The organism is Aequorivita sp. H23M31, from assembly GCF_004022485.1.
In the GTDB taxonomy this organism is placed as follows: Bacteria; Bacteroidota; Bacteroidia; order Flavobacteriales; family Flavobacteriaceae; genus Aequorivita; species Aequorivita ciconiae.
In genome coordinates, this window is sequence record NZ_CP034951.1 from 2372986 (window position 1) to 2392670 (window position 19685).

The 19685-nt window shown below is 37.8% G+C and carries 18 protein-coding genes; 8 read left to right on the forward strand and 10 right to left on the reverse strand.

Annotation, left to right across the window (positions count from 1 at the left end; genetic code table 11):
• Nucleotides 1–181 precede the first annotated feature (181 nt).
• The 9 genes from EI546_RS10355 to EI546_RS10395 form a co-directional block, all read right to left on the reverse strand.
• Entirely contained in the window at nt 182–1711 is a 1530-nt protein-coding gene (locus tag EI546_RS10355; RefSeq protein ID WP_128250470.1) for a hypothetical protein, read from the reverse strand.
• 143 nt (nt 1712–1854) lie between these two features.
• Nucleotides 1855–2637 (reverse strand): enoyl-CoA hydratase/isomerase family protein, encoded by a 783-nt coding sequence (locus EI546_RS10360; RefSeq protein ID WP_128250471.1) that lies wholly within the window; start codon nt 2635–2637, stop codon nt 1855–1857.
• Nucleotides 2638–2819: 182 nt separating this feature from the next.
• Nucleotides 2820–3257: a hypothetical protein gene (locus tag EI546_RS10365; protein ID WP_128250472.1), complete on the reverse strand. Its 438-nt coding sequence runs from the start codon at nt 3255–3257 to the stop codon at nt 2820–2822.
• Between the two features lie 16 nt (nt 3258–3273).
• Nucleotides 3274–4731, reverse strand: coding sequence for a sensor histidine kinase (locus EI546_RS10370; RefSeq protein ID WP_128250473.1), 1458 nt, complete (start codon nt 4729–4731; stop codon nt 3274–3276).
• A gap of 64 nt (nt 4732–4795) precedes the next feature.
• Complete coding sequence (locus EI546_RS10375; RefSeq protein ID WP_128250474.1) at nt 4796–5332, reverse strand: CopD family protein; 537 nt, start codon at nt 5330–5332, stop codon at nt 4796–4798.
• 135 nt (nt 5333–5467) lie between these two features.
• Nucleotides 5468–6553 carry a T9SS type A sorting domain-containing protein gene (locus EI546_RS10380; RefSeq protein WP_164905222.1) on the reverse strand — a complete coding sequence of 362 codons (1086 nt, stop codon included), beginning with the start codon at nt 6551–6553 and terminating at the stop codon, nt 5468–5470.
• Between the two features lie 119 nt (nt 6554–6672).
• Nucleotides 6673–8013 (reverse strand): MATE family efflux transporter, encoded by a 1341-nt coding sequence (locus tag EI546_RS10385; protein WP_128250476.1) that lies wholly within the window; start codon nt 8011–8013, stop codon nt 6673–6675.
• Nucleotides 8014–8113: 100 nt separating this feature from the next.
• Nucleotides 8114–9154 carry a ferrochelatase gene (gene hemH / locus EI546_RS10390; RefSeq protein WP_128250477.1) on the reverse strand — a complete coding sequence of 347 codons (1041 nt, stop codon included), beginning with the start codon at nt 9152–9154 and terminating at the stop codon, nt 8114–8116.
• A 217-nt stretch (nt 9155–9371) separates the two neighbouring features.
• Nucleotides 9372–10262: a helix-turn-helix transcriptional regulator gene (locus EI546_RS10395; RefSeq protein ID WP_128250478.1), complete on the reverse strand. Its 891-nt coding sequence runs from the start codon at nt 10260–10262 to the stop codon at nt 9372–9374.
• Between the two features lie 195 nt (nt 10263–10457).
• Here EI546_RS10395 and hemA point away from each other — a divergent pair, with 195 nt between their 5' ends.
• From hemA to EI546_RS10435, 8 genes are all read left to right on the forward strand, one after another.
• Nucleotides 10458–11720 (forward strand): glutamyl-tRNA reductase, encoded by a 1263-nt coding sequence (gene hemA, locus EI546_RS10400; protein ID WP_128250479.1) that lies wholly within the window; start codon nt 10458–10460, stop codon nt 11718–11720.
• A 2-nt stretch (nt 11721–11722) separates the two neighbouring features.
• Entirely contained in the window at nt 11723–12634 is a 912-nt protein-coding gene (gene hemC, locus EI546_RS10405; RefSeq protein ID WP_128250480.1) for a hydroxymethylbilane synthase, read from the forward strand.
• A complete protein-coding gene (locus EI546_RS10410) occupies nt 12631–14382 on the forward strand; it encodes a TrkH family potassium uptake protein (RefSeq protein ID WP_128250481.1) in 1752 nt (583 codons plus the stop codon). Before hemC ends, EI546_RS10410 begins: the two co-directional genes overlap by 4 nt.
• Before the next feature lie 85 nt (nt 14383–14467).
• Complete coding sequence (locus EI546_RS10415) at nt 14468–15172, forward strand: potassium channel family protein (RefSeq protein WP_128250482.1); 705 nt, start codon at nt 14468–14470, stop codon at nt 15170–15172.
• A gap of 7 nt (nt 15173–15179) precedes the next feature.
• On the forward strand, nt 15180–15842 hold the full coding sequence (locus EI546_RS10420; RefSeq protein ID WP_240673097.1) for a uroporphyrinogen-III synthase: 663 nt from the start codon (nt 15180–15182) through the stop codon (nt 15840–15842).
• 55 nt (nt 15843–15897) lie between these two features.
• A complete protein-coding gene (gene hemE / locus EI546_RS10425; RefSeq protein ID WP_128250484.1) occupies nt 15898–16929 on the forward strand; it encodes a uroporphyrinogen decarboxylase in 1032 nt (343 codons plus the stop codon).
• On the forward strand, nt 16926–17414 hold the full coding sequence (locus EI546_RS10430) for a DUF6973 domain-containing protein (protein WP_128250485.1): 489 nt from the start codon (nt 16926–16928) through the stop codon (nt 17412–17414). Before hemE ends, EI546_RS10430 begins: the two co-directional genes overlap by 4 nt.
• A 105-nt stretch (nt 17415–17519) precedes the next feature.
• Nucleotides 17520–18296 carry an EI24 domain-containing protein gene (locus EI546_RS10435; protein ID WP_128250486.1) on the forward strand — a complete coding sequence of 259 codons (777 nt, stop codon included), beginning with the start codon at nt 17520–17522 and terminating at the stop codon, nt 18294–18296.
• Between the two features lie 140 nt (nt 18297–18436).
• Here the strand turns inward: EI546_RS10435 and EI546_RS10440 are convergent, their stop codons facing one another.
• Nucleotides 18437–19477: a ferredoxin--NADP reductase gene (locus EI546_RS10440; protein WP_128250487.1), complete on the reverse strand. Its 1041-nt coding sequence runs from the start codon at nt 19475–19477 to the stop codon at nt 18437–18439.
• Between the last annotated feature and the right edge of the window lie 208 nt (nt 19478–19685).

The window sequence follows — 19685 nt, forward strand, 5'->3', positions numbered from 1 at the left end:
CTTATTTCTACAAAATAAATGCCATTGCCAAATAAAGTGCTTCTTTTGCTATTCAACCGTTAATCAAGCTATTATGGCGACAATTTGTCATCCTAGAGTGTCAAAAATTCAGAAAATTGTCCATCAAAAAAATAAGTTGGTTTCGTAAAACGATACACTTCTATGAAAAATTTGCCGTCTCCTAGAAAAATAATTTAACTAGCACCGGCTTGCCATCACTCGCAGCTTGTACCAAAGTATCCGATTGATTTATCAAAACACCAAACCTGAGTCCAAGATGCGCATTATAGATATTTGGATACAAAACCTTTTCATGGGTAAATTCTCCTGTTTCAGAAACTTTCAAAAGGTAGAGACGCGGTCCATCCTTAAATTCAACTTGATCGTTTTTCAATCTTAAATCTGAAGCGGCATTTACAAAATAATAGGCAACGTTGTTTTTCACCGTGGAGGAAAATGAAAGAAAGGGAATGTTGTTCAATGTCAAGGCGCTCTGTCTTTTCTTAAAGTTTTTTGCCCACGTCAATCCTCCGTTATTACTTATTCTACAGGTGATGATGTCTCTATATATCCGATTTGCAATGGTAAAATCGTCCATAAAAGGCATTTCAAATTCTTCTGCATTTAGGAAAATATCGCCATTTTCCAACATAAAAATACTTCGATATGTAAGAAACGATTTTATATTCTCCTTAACCTTTCCGTATTTTTCGATCATAAATTCCTCAGGAAATGGCTGGAAGGATTCTGAAAGCTTCTCCATAGTTCGGAGGTCCAAATCAAATCTGACTACGCCATCATAACGCTCACCTGTTGGCAAAGAAAAAAGCCCTATTTTGGCTGTTTCAGCATAAAGACCAACGGCAGCAAGATTATCGTCCGTTGTTACTAATTGAAGGGATCTAATAATATTGATGCTTTCAACGGGAATAATTTCTTGTTTTTTTGAAACCACATCTCCGGAAAATAGGATAAAATAATAGTCGGGAATGTAGTTTTTTTCTAGTTTTTTATCGACGTTCTTAAAAACCCTGCCCAATAAGAAAACTTTACCGTTATTGTCCAAAACCATATTTTGGTATTCCAATGGCAGTTTTATATTTGCGGTTTCATTTGGAGAAATGACATTTTGAAATTCGTATTCGTAAACTTTCTCAAAATTTCTATTGAAAGTAATGACGAGAAGCGCATCGCTTTCCTTGGATTTGGTGAATAAATTAAGGGTTATAAATTCTCCATTTTGAGATTCCACGATGTCTCCAAGATTGTTACTTATGTGTTTATTATACTCAGGTTCACTGCGAATTCCGAAGTTTTCATATTTGTTAAGCCGATTACGATCAATGGAGTAAACTTCCTTTTCGGTAAAATTGAAATCGTTTTTTGGTGAAGTTAAAGTAGCAAATGCATAATTTTTCTGTTTGTAGTTGTATTGGAATTGCAACAAAACCACCGAATCATCAGTTAAAAACAGACCTTTTATTTCGTTTCGGTTAATTTCAACAGTTGTCCTTTTTAGTAGTTTTAATTCCCCATTGTAGTGTTCAACATAATAACCTTTTGGACTTGAAACACTTGAATAGTAATTTCTAACTACAAAAACGTCTCCGTTTTTATCTTCTTTTGCGAACAGAAGGGTTGTCTTGTACTTTTCATCCTTAAAAATATCACTTACTGAAAATTTAAGTGAATCCGTTTGTGAATAAGCCATTGAGCTTAAAAAAATACCGAGTAGCAATAGCGTTTTTCCCATGAATATAGAGTGGCTAAAATTTATTAAGTCCGCAAAAAAGAGCTTTCCAAAAAAAAAGGTTTCGTTTTAAAATAACATCGAATTTATCTTTTTAAAAACCATTATTTCCCTGGAAAATCTGCCTTTCTCTTCTGAAGAAATGCCTGCGTGCCTTCTTCAAAATCTTCGGTACCAAAGCAATTGCCGAATTCTTCGATTTCAACTTCAAAACCATTTTTGCCGTCTTCATAATTGGCATTGATCGCTCGTATTGCCGAAGAAATAGCAACTGACGAATTTCTCATAATTTTTGAAGCGATTTTTTCCGTAAATTCCAATAACTCCTCTGCGGAGGTAACATGGTTTACCAACCCGTATTCCAGTGCCTGATGGGAGTCTATCATTCCAGCGGTCATAATCATTTCCATAGCACGGCCTTTTCCTACCAATTGTGGTAAACGCTGCGTTCCGCCATAACCTGGGATTACACCTAAGGAAACTTCGGGCAAGCCCATTTTAGCATTTTCCGAAGCAATTCTGAAATGGGCCGCCATTGCCAATTCCAGTCCACCGCCAAGTGCAAATCCGTTTATGGCAGCAATAACTGGCGTGGAAAGATTGGCGACAAAATTAAAAAGCAATGCCTGACCTTTTGCAGCCAGATTTGCGCCCTCTTCCTCCGAAAAATCTGCAAATTCACTAATGTCCGCACCGGCAACAAATGCTTTTTCACCTGATCCGGTAACTATTATTACTTTTGTTTTTGAGGAAGCATCAGCCTCTTTAAAGGCATCGTGTAATTCTTGGATAGTTTCCCGGTTAAGGGCATTTAATTTAGAAGGACGGTTAATGGTTAATGTAGTAATACCATTTTCCGTTACGGAAAGTATGTTGTTGTATTTCATAGATAAAGGATTCTTTAGTTCAAGTGAAAGGAGATTTTTGATAAATACAAAACTAAGCAAGTTTTTAAACTTAACTGCTTTCGGCTTATAACGAAGGATGAAATGAAAGTAAAATTGAGAATATTAAGTTTTTCCCGGTCTTGAATTTACGCTGGCACAGCTTATAATCTGAATTGTAATATTTAGGGCAGTAAAAAAATCAGTACTTCAATAGGAATGTAACCTTCAATAGTATAAAGAACGGTATTGTAATCTCCTTTGCCCTGCCGGATGTATTTATTGTCCCAAGTATAGAGAACGGTGTTGTAATCTCCCTTTCCCTGCCGGATATATTTTCCATCCCAAGTGAATAAAACAGTGTTATAATAACCTTTGCCCTCTCGCAAATATTTTCCGTCCCAAGTATATAAAACTGTATTGTAGTCACCCTTTCCCTGACGTATATATTTGTTATCTACCGTAAACAGAACCGTATTATAGGCGCCTTTTCCTTGCCGTAGATATTTACCATCCCAAGTATAGAGCACTTGGTTATAATCTCCCTTGCCTTCGCGAATATAAGCTTGCGCATTCAAAGCGAAGGAAAATAAAACTGTTAGAGAAATAAGAATAGATTTCATTAATCTTTTAAGATAATTAGACCATTGCTGGAAAACAAACTGTAAACGACGTTTTTTCCGGTGATGAATCGAGGGTTACTTCGCCGCCATAGGCTTCCACAATATTTTTGACCATGCCCAAGCCAAGTCCCATACCACTTGTTTTGGTAGTAAATTGAGGTTCGAAAATACACTCCTTGTTATCTTCCGAAACGCCGATTCCGTTATCGGTAACTTCAATTTCAACAAAAGTTCCTTTCGATTTTACCCACACCTCCACTCGCGGCTCGGTTGGTCTTTTTTGCTCAATGGACTGGATGCTGTTTTTTACCAAATTCGTTACAACTCTGATGAGCTGAGTACGATCAAAACGAGCACGGATTTCTTCTTCTTCGGAAAAGAAATAAATATAATCTTCGTTGAAAATATCCAGGGCCAACTTAGTAATCTTTACAACATTCAAGGTTTCGTCCTGTTGGGCCGGCATTTTGGCATAGGTTGAAAACGCCGAAGCGATAGAACTCAGCGTATCAATCTGCTGCAGGAGCGTATTGGTATATTCACTAACTTTTTGATAAACATCCGGATCATGGCAGTCAAATTTTCGATGAAAACTTTGAACGGTTAATCGCATCGGTGTCAGCGGATTTTTGATTTCGTGTGCTACCTGCTTCGCCATTTCACGCCAAGCAGTTTCACGCTCACTGGCAGCTAGTTGTGCTGCACTTTTTTCCAGTTCGTCTATCATTCCGTTATAGGAATTCACAAGGATTGCAATTTCACCAGGCATATCACGGATATGGATTTTCTTGTTTCGTGTGTGAAATCGGGTTTTCGAAAGTTTATCACTAATTTCCTTGAGTGATCGGGTAATGTATTTTGATAAGAAATAAGCCAAAGCAATAGCTACCAATAGCATAAAAAAGTAGGCAACTCCCAATCTATAGAGATACTCCGTGAGTTCCTTGGTAATAAATCCGTCATCTTCTATATACGGTAAATTGAGAATAGCCAACGGTTTAAAGTAGCTATCGGTTATATAGGTATAGGAAGACTGGTATTTTTGACCATCCTCCACAAATTCTTTTATATAACTTTTTGTAGGTGAATTCTGAAGCGATTCCAGAATGTGGTCAGGAATTTTAGGAATAACGGAATCCTTAAAAAATGAAGGTTTGGACGATTTTAAAAGATTGCCTTTTAGATCGTACAAATAGAGCTCCAAACTATGTATATCCTTGATCTCATAGATCTTTTCCTTAAAAATCAAGGGAATCTGCTTTGTTTCAACAGGATACGTAGTGGTTTTTAAAACATAATTAATATTTTCACGAATGGCAGCTTCCTTTCGCAAAAGCCGGTCACGATGGTAATCCTCTGCTTCTTTTCGGTATTGATAAATAGTAACAATGGCAATCAGTACGGAAGCACCAATCACCAACAATAACATAGAAAGAAAAATTCGCGTACGAAGCGAGCGTTTGTAAAAATACATTCACACTTTTTTGAGTAGAAAGATAGCAATAATCAAACCGTTTAATTCTGAATTCTGAATTGATTCACTTTTCCCGAATTCGCTTATAAATTTTAAAGCCCATCATCAAAATAATGGCGAACACGAAAATTCCGACTGTTCCGTAAATCCAATTGACAGCGTTTTTTAGGATTACAAGAAAAACTACCGCGAACAGAATGAGTGTGGGTACTTCATTAAAAAGTCGCATATAGTTTGAAGAATGTTTTACAACTCCGTTTTGAAGTTGCTTAAAGATTTGATGGCATTTGAATTGGTAGATAATCAATAAAACCACAAAACCCAATTTCACCTGCATCCAAGGTTGATGCAGCAAATTACTATTTATAAAGAGCAGCCAAATTCCGAAGAAAACAGCTAAGATCATCGATGGCCAAGTGATAATGTTCCAGAGACGGGAGGCCATTATCTTGAGCTGATTTCCTAAGATTTCCTTTTCCGGAGAAGGCTTTTGAAAGGCCTCAATTTGGTAAACAAACAATCGGACAATATAAAAAAGTCCCGCAAACCAAGTGACGATAAAAATGAGGTGAAGGGATTTTATATAGAGGTAGGATTCCATTTCGATTTTCAAAAAGACTTGGCAAAATTAGTCTTTTCGTTCCAAACCTTCTCGATTTGAAAAATATTGATTTATACGGCGGGAATTTTTATCAACCACCTGGTTTCCTCGATTAAAAGCATTCGAACAGTGCAATTAATTCTTGATGAATTTCTTCACAGTATTTCCCGAAGCCGATTCAACTCGGATAAAATACATTCCGGCTTTTAAGCCTGAAACGTCCACTACCTTTAAATTTTCATCTTCTTCAAAAATGACAGTTCTTCCATTAATATCCATAATCGAAATCAAATCCAATTCAACCATATTGGATTTAATACACAATTTATCTTCCACAGGGTTAGGAAAAATAGTCAGAGTATTTATTTGATGTTCTGGAGTTGAAAGAATCAGAACATTTCTAAAATAATAGGTGAAACCTGGGAAGTATTCATATTGAAAATAATCAATCCCATCGTTTCCTTGGTAAACCAAACTTCTCAATGGCAATCCCCATTCCAATTCCCCTAATACATAGCTAGGAGAGCCATCAGTGCAATTGCTTTCATCCTTATTATAATTTCGGGATTGTAGTATGAACTCCTCGCCCAAATCTCCTTCGCTAAAAATAAGATTTCCATCTATAAGTGAACAGTCCTCAACACCGGTATAACTAAGATCCGAATTAATTGTAATCTGAGGTGGGTTGGGTCCGGTATAAAATGTGGGTTCGCCAAGATCTACGTCCGACTTATATAAATACCAGTTTTGAAATAGCAGCGGACTGGGGTCTTCATTTGGCGCTGTGCTAAAGTAAGCTTTGTTATAGTCTGCGTCGACAAGGGTTAAATATTTAAATCCGTTAGAGTGATTATATGTATACGTCAACGTCTTAGATTGCATATTGTCGGCCTTCAACACCTCATAAAAATAGAGATTTTCATAATAACAATTTGGTTCAACACAATCGTGCTGCGTAATGCTGTATGAGTGAAGTGTTATTGTAGTTCCATCAAAATTTGCTCCTGCATTCAAAGTATTAAAAATACCGTCAGCATTTATAACGTGGCTTCCGGGAAGTTCATAGAAGGCCACATTTGGGTTTTCTCCATTTGGTGTATAATAAATATCACCAACTTGCAAATATTTCAGATTGAAAACTTCATTAAGTAAACCTGCTGGTTGGGTCCGGCCGATATTTATGAAGGAAATGAGCAATAAAGGAAGTAGTAGTCTCTTCATAGTGAAAAGTTTAGAACTTAAATATAATGAAAAAATTCCCAGCATTTTTGATTCTCTATTTTCTTTCGAGAATTAAATTGAACCCAAAGAAACTCCAGTTCGATTTCACTATAAAAAATTTAAACTTTCAAAGTCTTTCGAATCTCCCGATTTAGAAAATATCCCGTTACAATAGTTGAAAGTACATCCGAAACAGGAAAGGAAATCCATACTCCCATTTCGCCAAAAAAGTGGGGGAGAATAAAAATCAGGGGAATAAAGAAAAAACCTTGTCGTGTAAGGGTAAGCAGTAGTGCTGGTACAGCTTTTCCGATAGCTTGAAAGTAGGCGGCACCGATCAATTGGATGGCAACAATGGGAGTGGCCGCAAAAACCCATCGCATATATTTTGGCGTTTGGGCAAGAATTTGCGCATCATCAGTAAACACAGATACAATTGCTTCGGGGAAGGACATGATTACAATAAAAATGAGCAGACCCAACCCAGCAGCGTACAAAATAGCCCTGTTGATACTTTCCCGAACTCTTTCAAATTTATGTCCGCCATAATTATATCCTGCAATTGGCAAAAATCCTTGTGTTACTCCCAAAACTGGAAATAGCGCAAACATGAGCATTCGCGCAATAATTCCGTAAGAGGCAATTGAAGATTCCCCACCCATTTCGAATAGAATATTGTTCATAAAAAGGTAAGTAACACTAACAACGGACTGTCTCGCCAAAGTAACAAAACCAAGGGAAGACATTTCCTTTAGCACAGACCAATTGAATCCTAAATGATGAAAACGTATCTTAATTTCGGATCTATCGCTTAAAAAGAAATACAGGATATAAAGAAAACTCAATCCGTACGAAATGGTGGTTGCCCAAGCCGCTCCGGCCATTCCCATATCCAACTGATAGATAAAAATGTAATCGAGGATCAAATTTCCGATAGAAGGAACAATCATCGAAATCATGGAGAATTTGGGTTTTCCCTCAGCGCGGATTACGTTGTTTCCCATCATACTTAGCGCCAACAATGGCACGCCATAGAGAACAATACGATAATAAACTTTTGCAGGTTCAAAAATATCGCCCTTTCCACCGAAAACTGGGATTAGATCATTGATAAAAAAGAGACCGAGAAACACCATAGTGCTCGTGAGGAGAATGGATATACTTATTTGGTTTCCGAAGGTTCTGAGAGCTCGTTCCTTATTTCCTGAGCCCAGAGCACGCGAAATTATGGAAGCCCCACCAATGCCGATTGCCATTCCCAAAGCGGCAATAAAAAAGGAAATAGGAAGAACAACATTGATTGCAGCAATAGCGATGGGACCGATCCAGTTTCCCACAAATATGGTATCAACCAGAATATTGAGGGACATTACAAGAATCCCAATAGAAGCGGGAACTGCTTGTTTTATTAATAATTTACCAATGGGTTCGGTACCTAGAGCTTCAGATTTATTGCTCATCTATTATTGTTATTATCCTTTTACTCAGTTTGGTTTCCCTTAGCTATCTAAATGAATCCAGCAGGTATCCAATAAAAAATAACAATTGAGAAAAATACTTTTAAGCTATAGCCGTCTTTACGTCCACAATTCGCCAATGATCAATCCATCCGGTTAGAACGTCCGCCCAGTCATCCCGAACATTCAGACAAGGAATAACGGTGAATTCCTTTCCTCCGGCTTCCAAGAAAATCTCCTTCCCTTCCATCGCTATTTCTTCTAGAGTTTCTAAACAGTCACTTACAAAAGCTGGGGTAACAACCACCAACTTCTTAACTCCCTCCAATCCCATTCTTTCAATAGTTCGGTCTGTTGGTGGTTTTAGCCACGGATCAAATCCCAAACGCGATTGAAAACTATTGGTATAAGTTCCAGGTTTTAGGTTGAGTTTTGCAGCGACTAATTCGGTAGTTTTTAGACATTGGTGTCTGTAGCAAAATTCGTGAGCAGGAGAAGGGGTTACACAGCAACTGCCGTCTATTTTGCAATGGCTTTTGGTAATATCTCTTTTATAAATATGTCGTTCCGGAACTCCGTGATAACTGAAGATAATATGTTCATAATCCACATTTTCCAAACCTTCGGCAATGCTTTTTGAAAGTACATCTATATATTCAGGCTTATTGTAAAAAGCAGGTAGGGAGGTAATTTCCATTTGTGGAAAATACTTTTTACGGAGCTGTTCTACTTTCACATCTATAGTTTCCGTAGTAGCCATGGCAAACTGTGGATAAAGAGGAATGGTCAACACCTCATCTACACCTTGATCCGCCAATTCCTGAAGTCCCTTTTGCAGCGTTAAACTGCCATAACGCATTGCCAATGCTACTGGAACGGTAGTTCTATCCTTTATTTTATCCTGAAGTTTTTCTGAAAGAACTATCAAAGGAGAACCTTCTGGCCACCAAATTTTTTCATAAGCTTCAGCTGATTTTTTAGGTCGGGTATTTAAAATGATTCCTCTTACTATGAAAGACCGAAGCCAAAAGGGAACATCGATTACTCTCGGATCCATAAGGAATTCATCGAGATATTTTTTAACGTCTTTCGGATCGGTACTATCGGGTGAGCCGAGATTGACAAGAAGAACTCCTTTGGACATATTGAAAAATTTAATTGGCAAAGATACTAAGGGGATATAGATGAAGATGAAGTTTTATGAATTAGTTAGGTCTTTCTGTTTGAGGTAGTGAAAAATAAATTTCGGCATTAAGGACTAAGGTTTTTGGATTAAGGATTAAGTAAATAACTATATTGAAATTCAATTTTAAAACCCGAGACCTGGAACTTGGAACCTGAAACTTGGAACCTGCAACCCCTCACCCCTCCAAACTCATTAAAAACTTCTTTGGAGTGGTGCCAAACTTCTTTTTAAATGCTGAAATAAAATGGCTGGAACCACTGTACCCAACTTTTAAACCAACTTCGTTCACATTATGGGCTCCAGTAGCCAAAAGCTGTCGCGCAACTTCCATTTTGTAATCGAACAAAAAGCTAAAAACCGAATCGCCATAAATTTGTTTAAATCCTTCCTTTAGCCTATTGATGGGGAGATTTATTTCATCTGCCAATTCCTGTAAAGTTGGAGGTTCGGCCATTCTGGAAATAATAATCTGTTTCGCCTTTTTTATTTTGGATACATTGTCTTCATCAGCTAAAAACGGACATTGTTCAATATCCAAATCCGCAGGCCTGTTAAAGTAAAGACTCAATAATTCATAAGCCTTTCCTTTAAAGTACAAAGGTTTTATACTGGGATGAAGACTGTAATTCATCAATTGATTTACCACAATTGCCATTGAAGGCGATATTTTTCCATCCTTGTAGTATTTTCGGTCCTTATTTTCCTCACTTAAAAACGTAATATAACTCGCTTCGGTTGAAAATAAACCGTGAAATTTGGTAATCGGAATCAAAATAGATAAAACCCAGGAATCTTTTTGGAGGGCAAAATTTATAGGAAGATCTTTTTGGGGATTATACAATAACATAGTATTCCCTTCCTTTAAGGGCAAAACATAGTTTCCCTCATTAAAATTGAGCAGTGCCGTCCCTTTCACGCAAAAATGGAACTGAATAAAATTAGAGCTGACCTCTCTTCTAAAAGACTGATTTTCATCGGAATCATTCGTAAACTTCAATATAAAAAATCCCAATTCAATTAAAGTCTCCTCGTAAAATCCTTGAGCGATGTTTTCTTGTAGATTCATAGTTATAAATAAGAAATTCTATTTAGAATAATTCTAAATTAGATGTGGTCCAAAGGGGCCAAACATCGCGAATTTAAAGGTTTAGTATAAGATAAAATTTATTTTTATTCCAAATTTAACACGGAGCGTTATAAAAGATACCGCTAGCGTTATTTTTTAAAAAACAATGCTCCTATTTTTGTTTCTTATTAGGATATGCAAAACGATACTCTTCCATATTTTCAAATCACCAACGAAGGCAACTTTTACGCTATTGGTTTAAACTATAAAAAAGCTGATGCTCATATACGCGGGCATTTCAGCATTGATGAGCTTGCTAAAGAAAAAATCATGGCAGAGGCCCAGGCTCTTGGGCTATCATCGTTAAGCATTATCTCTACTTGCAACCGAACCGAACTTTATGGTTTCGCCCAACATCCATATCAGCTTATAAAATTACTTTGCGATCATACAAAAGGCAGTATAGATGAGTTTGAAAAGGTAGCCTACGTTTATAAAAATCGCGAAGCTGTATCGCATTTGTTTAAAGTTGGTACCGGTCTTGACAGTCAGATTTTAGGTGATTTCGAGATTATAAGCCAATTAAGAAACAGTTTTCGAGCTTCAAAAAAACTCGGTTTAATGAATCCGTTTATGGAGCGTCTTGCCAATGCTGTAATTCGAGCTAGCAAACGCATCAAAAACGAAACGGGGATTTCTTCAGGTATAACTTCGGTAAGTTTTGCCGCCGTTCAGTATATAATGGCCAATGTTCCGCAAGGTTCACAAAAGAACATCTTGCTTTTTGGCACGGGAAAAATAGGTAGAAATACCTGTGAAAATCTTATTAAGCATACCGAAAACAAACATATTACACTAATAAACCGTACAAAAGAGAAGGCCCAGGACGTGGCCGGAAAATTCAATCTTATCGTAAAAGATTATGCCAACCTAGCCTACGAAATTTCCCAAGCAGATGTTCTGGTAGTTGCCACGGGCGCACACGAACCGACAATTAGCAAGGAAATTCTTGCGCTTAATAAACACTTACTGATTTTGGATCTGTCAATTCCAAAAAATGTTTCGGAAGATGTTATGGAAAATGAATTGGTAACCTTAATACATTTGGACGAACTCTCTTCACTTACTGACCAAACTTTGGAACAGCGCAATAAAGAACTTCCCCAAGCCAAGCAAATTATTGCCGAAATTGAAAACGAATTCCACCAATGGGCGGAAGATAGAAAATTTGCGCCGGTCATTAGAGCTTTGAAAATTAAGCTGGCGGATATAAAAGCTTCTGAAATAGACTTTCAAAGTAAAAAAATACAAGACTTCCATCACGAGCAAGCCGAGATAATCAGCAATAGGCTTATCCAAAAAATTACAACCCACTTTGTCAACCATCTTAAAGGTGAAGAAGGTTCTGCGGAAAGCATCGAGCTTATAAAGCGGGTTTTTCAACTTGAAACTGCTTAACCTTGAAAAAAACAATCCGAATTGGAACCCGCGATAGTGAACTTGCACTTTGGCAAGCAAATACTGTAAAGTCAAAACTCGAAGCCTTGGGATATTCCACGGAACTGGTTCCCGTAAAATCCCAGGGAGATCTGGTTTTGGACAAACCGCTTTACGAAATGGGCATTGTCGGTATATTCACCAAGACTCTGGATATCGCAATGATCAATGGCCAAGTGGATATTGTAGTACACAGTATGAAAGACGTGCCAACACTTTTACCAAAGGGAATTGTACAAGTTGCTGTTCTGGAACGGGCCACCTCGGAAGACATATTGGTGACAAACGGAGAAATAAACTTTGAAGAACCTTGCACTATTGCTTCCGGAAGTCTTAGAAGAAAAGCACAATGGCTGCACCGTTACCCTAACCATAACCTGGTAGATCTTCGTGGAAATGTAAATACCAGATTACAAAAATTGAAGGATAACCAATGGCAGGGAGCCATCTTTGCAAAGGCTGGTCTTGAGAGGATAAACGTTCTTCCCAAAAACTATATCACCCTCGACTGGATGCTTCCGGCACCGGCACAAGGAGCAATGGTAATTGTTGCCATGAAAAATGATGAATATTCAAAAAATGCCGCTGCGCAATTAAGCCATAAAACTTCTGAAATCTGCACGCACGTTGAACGACAATTTTTACGTACCTTAGAGGGTGGATGCACCGCTCCTATAGGCGCTTATGCAGAAATTATGGAGGAACAAATCAATTTTAAAGGTTGTCTCTTTTCCTTGGATGGGAAGACTAATATCGATATTGAAAGAACTGTTCCCACTTCTGAATATGAAGGATTTGGAGAAAAATGTGCCTCTTTAATCCTCCAAAATGGAGGCGATGCGTTGATGATTTCCATTAAAAATGAAATGAAATGACGCTCTGGGAAAAGACGAAACCCGCAGATATCATCGTTGGATTTCTGGACATAGGTCTTCTGGCATTCCTAATTTTCGACTTCGGTTATAAAGAGTTTACAAGTATTTTTCATTACAAACTCATCGTTTTTCCCGCACTGTTATTGGCATTGATTGGATTTAATTTATACAAATTATTCATTTCAAATCAAGAGGCAGAAAACAATCGGAATAATAAAATAAGTCTATTTATCCTGCTTTTTCTCATTCTTCTGGAAGCGGTGTTTATTATTTTTAATTATAAAACATCGCTGTCAGAAACATTTCTAAGCACTAGATATGTTATCGAATACGGGTTGCTGTTTTACTTTTTTTTTAGGCTCTCATTCCTTCTTAGAAAAATTTATACCATATACTTTAACCCCGCCATTCTTTTCGTGGGCAGTTTCGCAATAATAGCACTTGCCGGAACCTTTATGCTCCAGTTGCCCAGTTCTACAACCTACGGCATCAGCTTTACCGACGCCCTTTTTACCGCTACCAGCGCAACTGCGGTCACTGGACTCATAGTTATGGACACAGCAAAAGATTTCACTCCTATGGGCCAGACAATAATAATGGTACTTTTCCAAATTGGCGGCTTGGGGATGTTGACATTCACTTCCTTTTTTGCATATTTTTTTAAAAGTGGAGCTTCTTTTAAAGAAAGCCTTTATATGAAGGATATTATCGGCCACGACAAATTGAACAGTGTAATGAAAACGGTCATGCAAATCGTTTTGTTCTCATTTATTCTAGAAGGTATTGGCGCTCTTTTAATTTACAATTCCCTTACTAGCAATCCATCCAATCATAGCAATGCATTCTTTGCTATTTTTCACGCTATTTCGGCATATTGCAATGCAGGATTTTCATTGCTCTCAGACAATATGCACGATCCAAGTGTGAGGTTCAACTATTATATGCAGTGGGTGATAATGGCATTGATAATCTTTGGCGGACTCGGTTATCACATTGCATACAACATAATCCAGTATTTCAAAAAATTGATGATAAATATTTTCAGGAAGAAAAACCGTGTTTTTATTTCACGGGTCATCAACTTGAACACTAAAATTGTTTTATATACAACAATCATTCTAATTGTCGCCGGGACAACCTTTTTCTTTATTTCGGAACAACAAACCAATCTTTTAGGTCACGATACGACCTTCGGAAAATTTACTACAGCAATGTTTTCCTCCGTTACAGCCCGTACGGCCGGCTTTAACACTGTAGATATGACCAACTTCACAATTCCAGGAATCTTGTTTATGATTTTCCTGATGTGGGTGGGAGCTTCTCCAGCATCGACTGGTGGAGGGATCAAAACCTCTACCTTTGCGTTGGCAACACTCAATATTTTCGCCATTGCAAGAAATAAAAAATATATTGAAATAGGAACTAGAAGAATTGCTACCGAAGCAGTAAACAGGGCTTTTGCTATAATTACAATTTCATTGGCCAGTATTGGATTGGGAATTTTATTGTTGTTGATCTTTGATCCCGAATTCACTCTAATCCAAATTGCTTTTGAAGCATTTTCAGCTTTTGGTACCGTTGGACTGACCATGGGGATTACACCAGATCTTTCAGAACCTGGGAAATATGTGATAATATTTCTAATGTTCTTCGGAAGAATAGGTCTTTTAAACCTGATGATCGGGATTTTAAAGAGTATGAATAAACCGGAATATACCTATCCAGAAGAAAACATATTGATAAACTAAGAATTAGCTAAACCAAAAAAACATAATTCATTCGATCAAGGAGTAATAACCAATCCTAAAAAAAACCGTTTAGACGGGAAATAATATGAAAATAGTAATTATAGGCCTTGGTAATTTTGGAATGTCGCTTGCCATCAACTTATCCAACTCTGGAAACGAGGTTATTACCGCCGACCATGATCCTGAAAAGGTAGATATGATTAAGGACAAGGTGGCCCATGCCGTAATTATGGATGCCACTAATGAAAATGCATATAATGCCCTGCCCTTGAAAAACACGGATTTAGCGGTTATTGCCATCGGACAGCGCAATGGGGCAGGAATTATGAGTACGGCAATCGTTAAGAAGCTTACAAAAGCAAGGATTATTTCGCGATCTGCTTCCGATTTGGAAGACACCATTTTGCAAGCCATGGGTGTGGACCAGATTATTCACCCCGAGCAAGAATATGCGGAGCGGTTTACCAAAAAGATAAACTTAAAAGGAAGTATCGATAACTTCGAAATAGACGATGATTATCTTGTTTCCGAGGTAGAAGTAAAACAATCGTTGGTCGGAAAAACAATATTACAAGCGAGTTTTAGAGAAACCTACAAGCTCAATATCATTACTGTAATAAGGAAAAAATACCACACCAATTTATTGGGAAGGAATATCGAAAAACGGGAGGTTGTTGGATTGCCCAAGCCAGATTTAGTCTTTCAGGCAGGAGATATTCTGGCAGTTTTTGGAAAAGATGGTGATATTAAAAAATATTTAAAAACGAATAGTGACGATTCTATCGACTAAAAAATTATTGGAAAATCAGCGTTCCCTAATTCTGCATGCTGGATTTTCATTGGTGGAATTTGATGCTATAAAGATCGAGTTCACATCTTTTGAATTTCCCCCTGAGGTTGAAAATGCTATTTTTACCAGCCAAAATGGAGTTTTGGCAATGCAGGATGGAGTCCCGATGAATGTCGGGAGCAAAATTCACAATTGCTTTTGCGTAGGTGAAAAAACAAAAGCATTGTTAGAAAAAAATGGCCACAAGGTTATCCATTCTACAGAATATGCTTCAGAATTATCTGAGTATTTAGTGAAAAATCATAAAGCTGATTTCTTCCATTTTTTCTGCGGAAATATTCGCAGTGACGAAATCCCTACGAAATTAAAGGAAAACAATATTCAATTTGAGGAAATTGTGGTTTATAAAACGACCCTCAATCCCAAAAAATTTGATAGAAACTTCGATGCGATCCTATTTTTCAGTCCAAGTGGAGTGAGAAGTTATTTTGAAAATAACAATCCAGCAAACTTTTACAGTGTTTTGAATCCTGGAAGAGTTGAACTTGCGGTATGCATAGGAACCACAACTGCTTCAGAAGCAAGAAATTTTACCCAAAACGTGGTGATTTCAAACACCACCACCGTGGAAAGTGTAATAGCTAAAGCGGTGAAATTATTAAAAGAATAACAAATCCAAACCTGACAGGTTTTGAAAACCTGTTAGGTTTTTGCAATAAAAAACCATGATAAAAAACGATTTATTTTTAAAAGCACTCCGAGGAGAGACCGTGGAGCGACCACCCGTATGGATGATGCGCCAAGCAGGTAGATATTTACCGGAATTTCAGGAAATAAAAGCAAAATACGACTTTTTTACCCGTTGCCAAACTCCAGAATTAGCAAGTGAAATAACCGTTCAGCCCATTAGACGCTATGGAATGGATGCGGCAATTTTATTTAGCGATATTTTGGTAATTCCACAAGCAATGAATATTCACGTGGAAATGAAACCTAATTTTGGACCTTGGGTTCCAGAACCCATCCGTTCTGCAAAAGATCTGGAGCGTGTAGTTGTTCCGGATATTAATGAAACGCTAGGTTACGTTATGGACGCCATAGATATGACCAAGGAAAAACTCAATAATGAAGTTCCTTTAATCGGTTTTGCTGGAAGTCCGTGGACCATTCTGTGTTATTGCGTTCAGGGACAAGGGTCGAAGAACTTTGATTTAGCGAAGCAATTTTGTTTTACACAACCCGAAGCCGCACACCAACTTCTTCAAAAAATAACCGATACAACGATTTTATATTTAAAGGAAAAAGTAAAACACGGCGTCAATGCTGTCCAGGTATTTGATAGCTGGGGTGGAATGCTCTCTCCAACCGATTATCAGGAATTCAGTTGGAAATATATCCAACAGATTATTGATGCTTTAAAAGACGAAACGCCCGTGATCGCATTTGGAAAAGGATGTTGGTTTGCTTTGGATGTGATGGCAAAAAGTGGCGCCTCAGCCTTAGGAATTGATTGGACTTGTTCTCCTGGAAATGCACGGTATTTAACCGGAGGAAATATTACCTTACAAGGAAACTTTGACCCAACCCGCCTTTTCAGTCCACCATCTGAAATAAAGAAAATGGTGAAGCAAATGATCGATGAATTTGGAAAGGACCGATATATTGTAAACCTGGGCCATGGAATATTGCCCAACATTCCGTTGGAAAATGCAGGAGCCTTCATTGAAGCCGTAAAAGAATACAAAGCAGATAAATGAAAATCCTGTCGCGGATATGGGATCTGGAATTTTCCAAAATTTGGCGCTTGGTATGGATTGGCATAAAACATCCATTTCTGGTTATGCCAACAAATAAGGCAACAATCCAAACCATGCAAATCTGTGACAGAATTTATGGAGACGAACATCACGGCGATGGAAAAGCCAACGCCTTTCGTCATGCTCTCTGGAATATCTTGATTGCCCAGCGGGTGCTGAAGATTGTAAAAACCGAGGAAAAAGCAATTTCCTGGACAGAAGAAATAACCTCCTTGCATGAAGTATTAATGCCAAATCCTCCGTTAGAAAAAGAAATGGATTTGCACAATAATGAAATGGGTAGAAAATATTTTCCTGAACTGGAAGAAGCTTCTAAGGAAGAAATAATCCATTTTCTAATGAAGGAAATAAAAAATGCCGTACAGATAAAAAAGGAGGGAGATACCGAGAATTTTAAAGATGTTATGGTCTATATGGACAAATAGAGTTTGCGGAAGCATGAAAGTGAGGATAAGAAAAAACTAAAGCTAGTTTTAAATTTAAGATCACTCCAATAAAGATGAATTAACCACGAGGCACCACGATGGTATATGTTTAAAAACATTATAAAAGGCATAAAAGCCTACTCAGGAACCTTACACCTCATCAGCACTTTAAAGTTGTGGAAGTTTTTTGCAGTGCCAATGGCCATTAGCTTTTTGACTGCCGTTTTGATCGGTTTCTCTGCTTGGGGCTTAAGCGATAATTTGGGTAATTTCATTTCAAAAATTTGGTTTTGGGAATGGGGAGCAGAAACATTTCGCATTATCAGCGATTTTATTGGCGCCCTTATTATTATTGTCTTGGGATTAATGCTCTATCGCCATTTTGTTATGGCGTTAAGTGCCCCATTTATGAGCCCGGTTTCGGAAAAAATAGAACGGCATCTTTATGGCACAATCCCGAACCATCGCAACACATCGAATGCAGCGCAATTGTGGCGAGGTGTGAGGTTAAATGTTAGGAATTTGGTGAGAGAGTTCCTCTTAACCATCCCGATTCTTTTAATAGGTTTTATCCCTGTAATCGGAATTATATCCACCGTGCTTTTATTTCTGGTACAAAGCTATTATGCCGGCTTCGGGAATATGGATTATACGCTGGAAAGGCATTTCAAATATTCAGAAAGTATCCAGTTTGTAAGAAGAAATCGAGGTTTGGCCATCGGTAATGGCATTGTTTTTATGCTAATGCTCTTGATTCCCGTCGTGGGAATAATCCTAGTATTACCACTTTCCGTCACTGCCGCAAGCGTAGAAACGCTAAAGGTTTTAGAAGATAATAACTACTTAAAACCTAAATCTGACACAGTTTCGGCTGTGAACTAGGAATTCTAAATTATTTCACGATTAATAGATTATTCTCGAAGAAACTTTTCTGTTCCTCCCCTTTTTTCAAGGGGAGGTGGCGAAGCCGGAGGGGTTACTTCCTCCCCTTTTTTCAAGGGGAGGTGGCGAAGCCGGAGGGATTATACGTCGTCATAATCCACGACCACCTTGGGCGTTGTAGGATGTGCCTGACATGTAAGTATCAATCCATCTGCAATTTCGGCCTCTGTCAAAATTTGATTTTTTCGCATTTCGGCCTTACCTTCTTTTAAGCGCGCAATACACGTACTGCAAATACCACCTTGACAGGAATAGGGAGCATCCAATCCTTGATCTAATGCCGCCTCGAGAATTGATTTTGTTTGTGGCATATCAAAGACTTCTTCCTCATCGTCCAAAATCACAGTAACACTTGTATTGCCATCGTGCTTTTGTACCAGCAGACCTTTTTCAGCAGTAGAAAATAATTCGTGATGTATTTGTTTTGAATTGATGCCGTGATGTTTCAAAGTTGCTGAAACTTCATCAATCATTTCCTCAGGACCACATAAATAATAGGATTCATAAGAAGTTTTGCCATACTTGTTCTTCAGAAAAAAGTTTACTACTGACCGATCAATTCTTCCAAACTTGGCATTCTCTTCTAATTTGCGACTGAAAACGAATTCCACAATAAACCGTTTCGGATATTGCTTCTGAAGTTCAACAATTTCATCATAGAACATGGTTTCTTCCAAAGAACGATTTCCATAGACCAAAAGAAATGCACTTTGCGGCATTTCTTCCAAAGCACTTTTTATAAGGGAAAGAACAGGAGTAATTCCACTACCGGCAGCAAAGGCGGCGTAGTGTTTTAAATCTGGTTCCAAAAGAAATTTACCCGTTGGTGGCAATACCTCCAAAGTATCCCCAACTTTTAATTTCTCGTTGGCAAATCTAGAAAATGCACCCTTTTCCACTTTCTTTACCCCTACCCGTAGCTGTCCGCTTTTGGGTGAAGAAGAAATGGAGTAAGCACGACGTATTTCTTTATCGCCGTCAAAATATTTAATAGTTATATATTGCCCCGCCCGAAAGGCAAAAGTTTCCTTCAGATTATCTGGAATGTTAAAGGTAATGGAAACTGAATTTGGTGTTTCTTTTTTTACTTCAGAAATAACAAGCGCTTGAAATTCGCCCATGCCGTCAATTTTTTACAAAAGTACATAAGGTATTCAGGTAATTAAAGAAATTGAGACCTTTTTAAGAAGGTATTTTTTCAGGGTTTCCTTGAGCCAATATTAAAAAGAAACGTATTTTTACCGCTCCTTAACCGTTCTATATACTAAAAGAGAAGCTTTTAAGTTAGAATATCAGCAAAACCATGTATTTGGAAAGGAGCCGCTGCCA

What these genes read in the sequence shown, in the direction of transcription:
- EI546_RS10435 (WP_128250486.1), top strand. Translation starts at nt 17,520, where the DNA reads ATGTTTAAAAACATTATAAAAGGCATAAAAGCCTACTCAGGAACCTTA.
- EI546_RS10365 (WP_128250472.1), bottom strand. Translation starts at nt 3,257, where the DNA reads ATGAAATCTATTCTTATTTCTCTAACAGTTTTATTTTCCTTCGCTTTG.
- EI546_RS10415 (WP_128250482.1), top strand. Translation starts at nt 14,468, where the DNA reads ATGAAAATAGTAATTATAGGCCTTGGTAATTTTGGAATGTCGCTTGCC.
- EI546_RS10360 (WP_128250471.1), bottom strand. Translation starts at nt 2,637, where the DNA reads ATGAAATACAACAACATACTTTCCGTAACGGAAAATGGTATTACTACA.
- EI546_RS10410 (WP_128250481.1), top strand. Translation starts at nt 12,631, where the DNA reads ATGACGCTCTGGGAAAAGACGAAACCCGCAGATATCATCGTTGGATTT.
- EI546_RS10440 (WP_128250487.1), bottom strand. Translation starts at nt 19,477, where the DNA reads ATGGGCGAATTTCAAGCGCTTGTTATTTCTGAAGTAAAAAAAGAAACA.
- hemA (WP_128250479.1), top strand. Translation starts at nt 10,458, where the DNA reads ATGCAAAACGATACTCTTCCATATTTTCAAATCACCAACGAAGGCAAC.
- EI546_RS10355 (WP_128250470.1), bottom strand. Translation starts at nt 1,711, where the DNA reads ATGGCTTATTCACAAACGGATTCACTTAAATTTTCAGTAAGTGATATT.
- EI546_RS10380 (WP_164905222.1), bottom strand. Translation starts at nt 6,553, where the DNA reads ATGAAGAGACTACTACTTCCTTTATTGCTCATTTCCTTCATAAATATC.
- EI546_RS10430 (WP_128250485.1), top strand. Translation starts at nt 16,926, where the DNA reads ATGAAAATCCTGTCGCGGATATGGGATCTGGAATTTTCCAAAATTTGG.
- hemE (WP_128250484.1), top strand. Translation starts at nt 15,898, where the DNA reads ATGATAAAAAACGATTTATTTTTAAAAGCACTCCGAGGAGAGACCGTG.
- EI546_RS10385 (WP_128250476.1), bottom strand. Translation starts at nt 8,013, where the DNA reads ATGAGCAATAAATCTGAAGCTCTAGGTACCGAACCCATTGGTAAATTA.
- hemH (WP_128250477.1), bottom strand. Translation starts at nt 9,154, where the DNA reads ATGTCCAAAGGAGTTCTTCTTGTCAATCTCGGCTCACCCGATAGTACC.
- EI546_RS10375 (WP_128250474.1), bottom strand. Translation starts at nt 5,332, where the DNA reads ATGGAATCCTACCTCTATATAAAATCCCTTCACCTCATTTTTATCGTC.
- EI546_RS10395 (WP_128250478.1), bottom strand. Translation starts at nt 10,262, where the DNA reads ATGAATCTACAAGAAAACATCGCTCAAGGATTTTACGAGGAGACTTTA.
- EI546_RS10370 (WP_128250473.1), bottom strand. Translation starts at nt 4,731, where the DNA reads ATGTATTTTTACAAACGCTCGCTTCGTACGCGAATTTTTCTTTCTATG.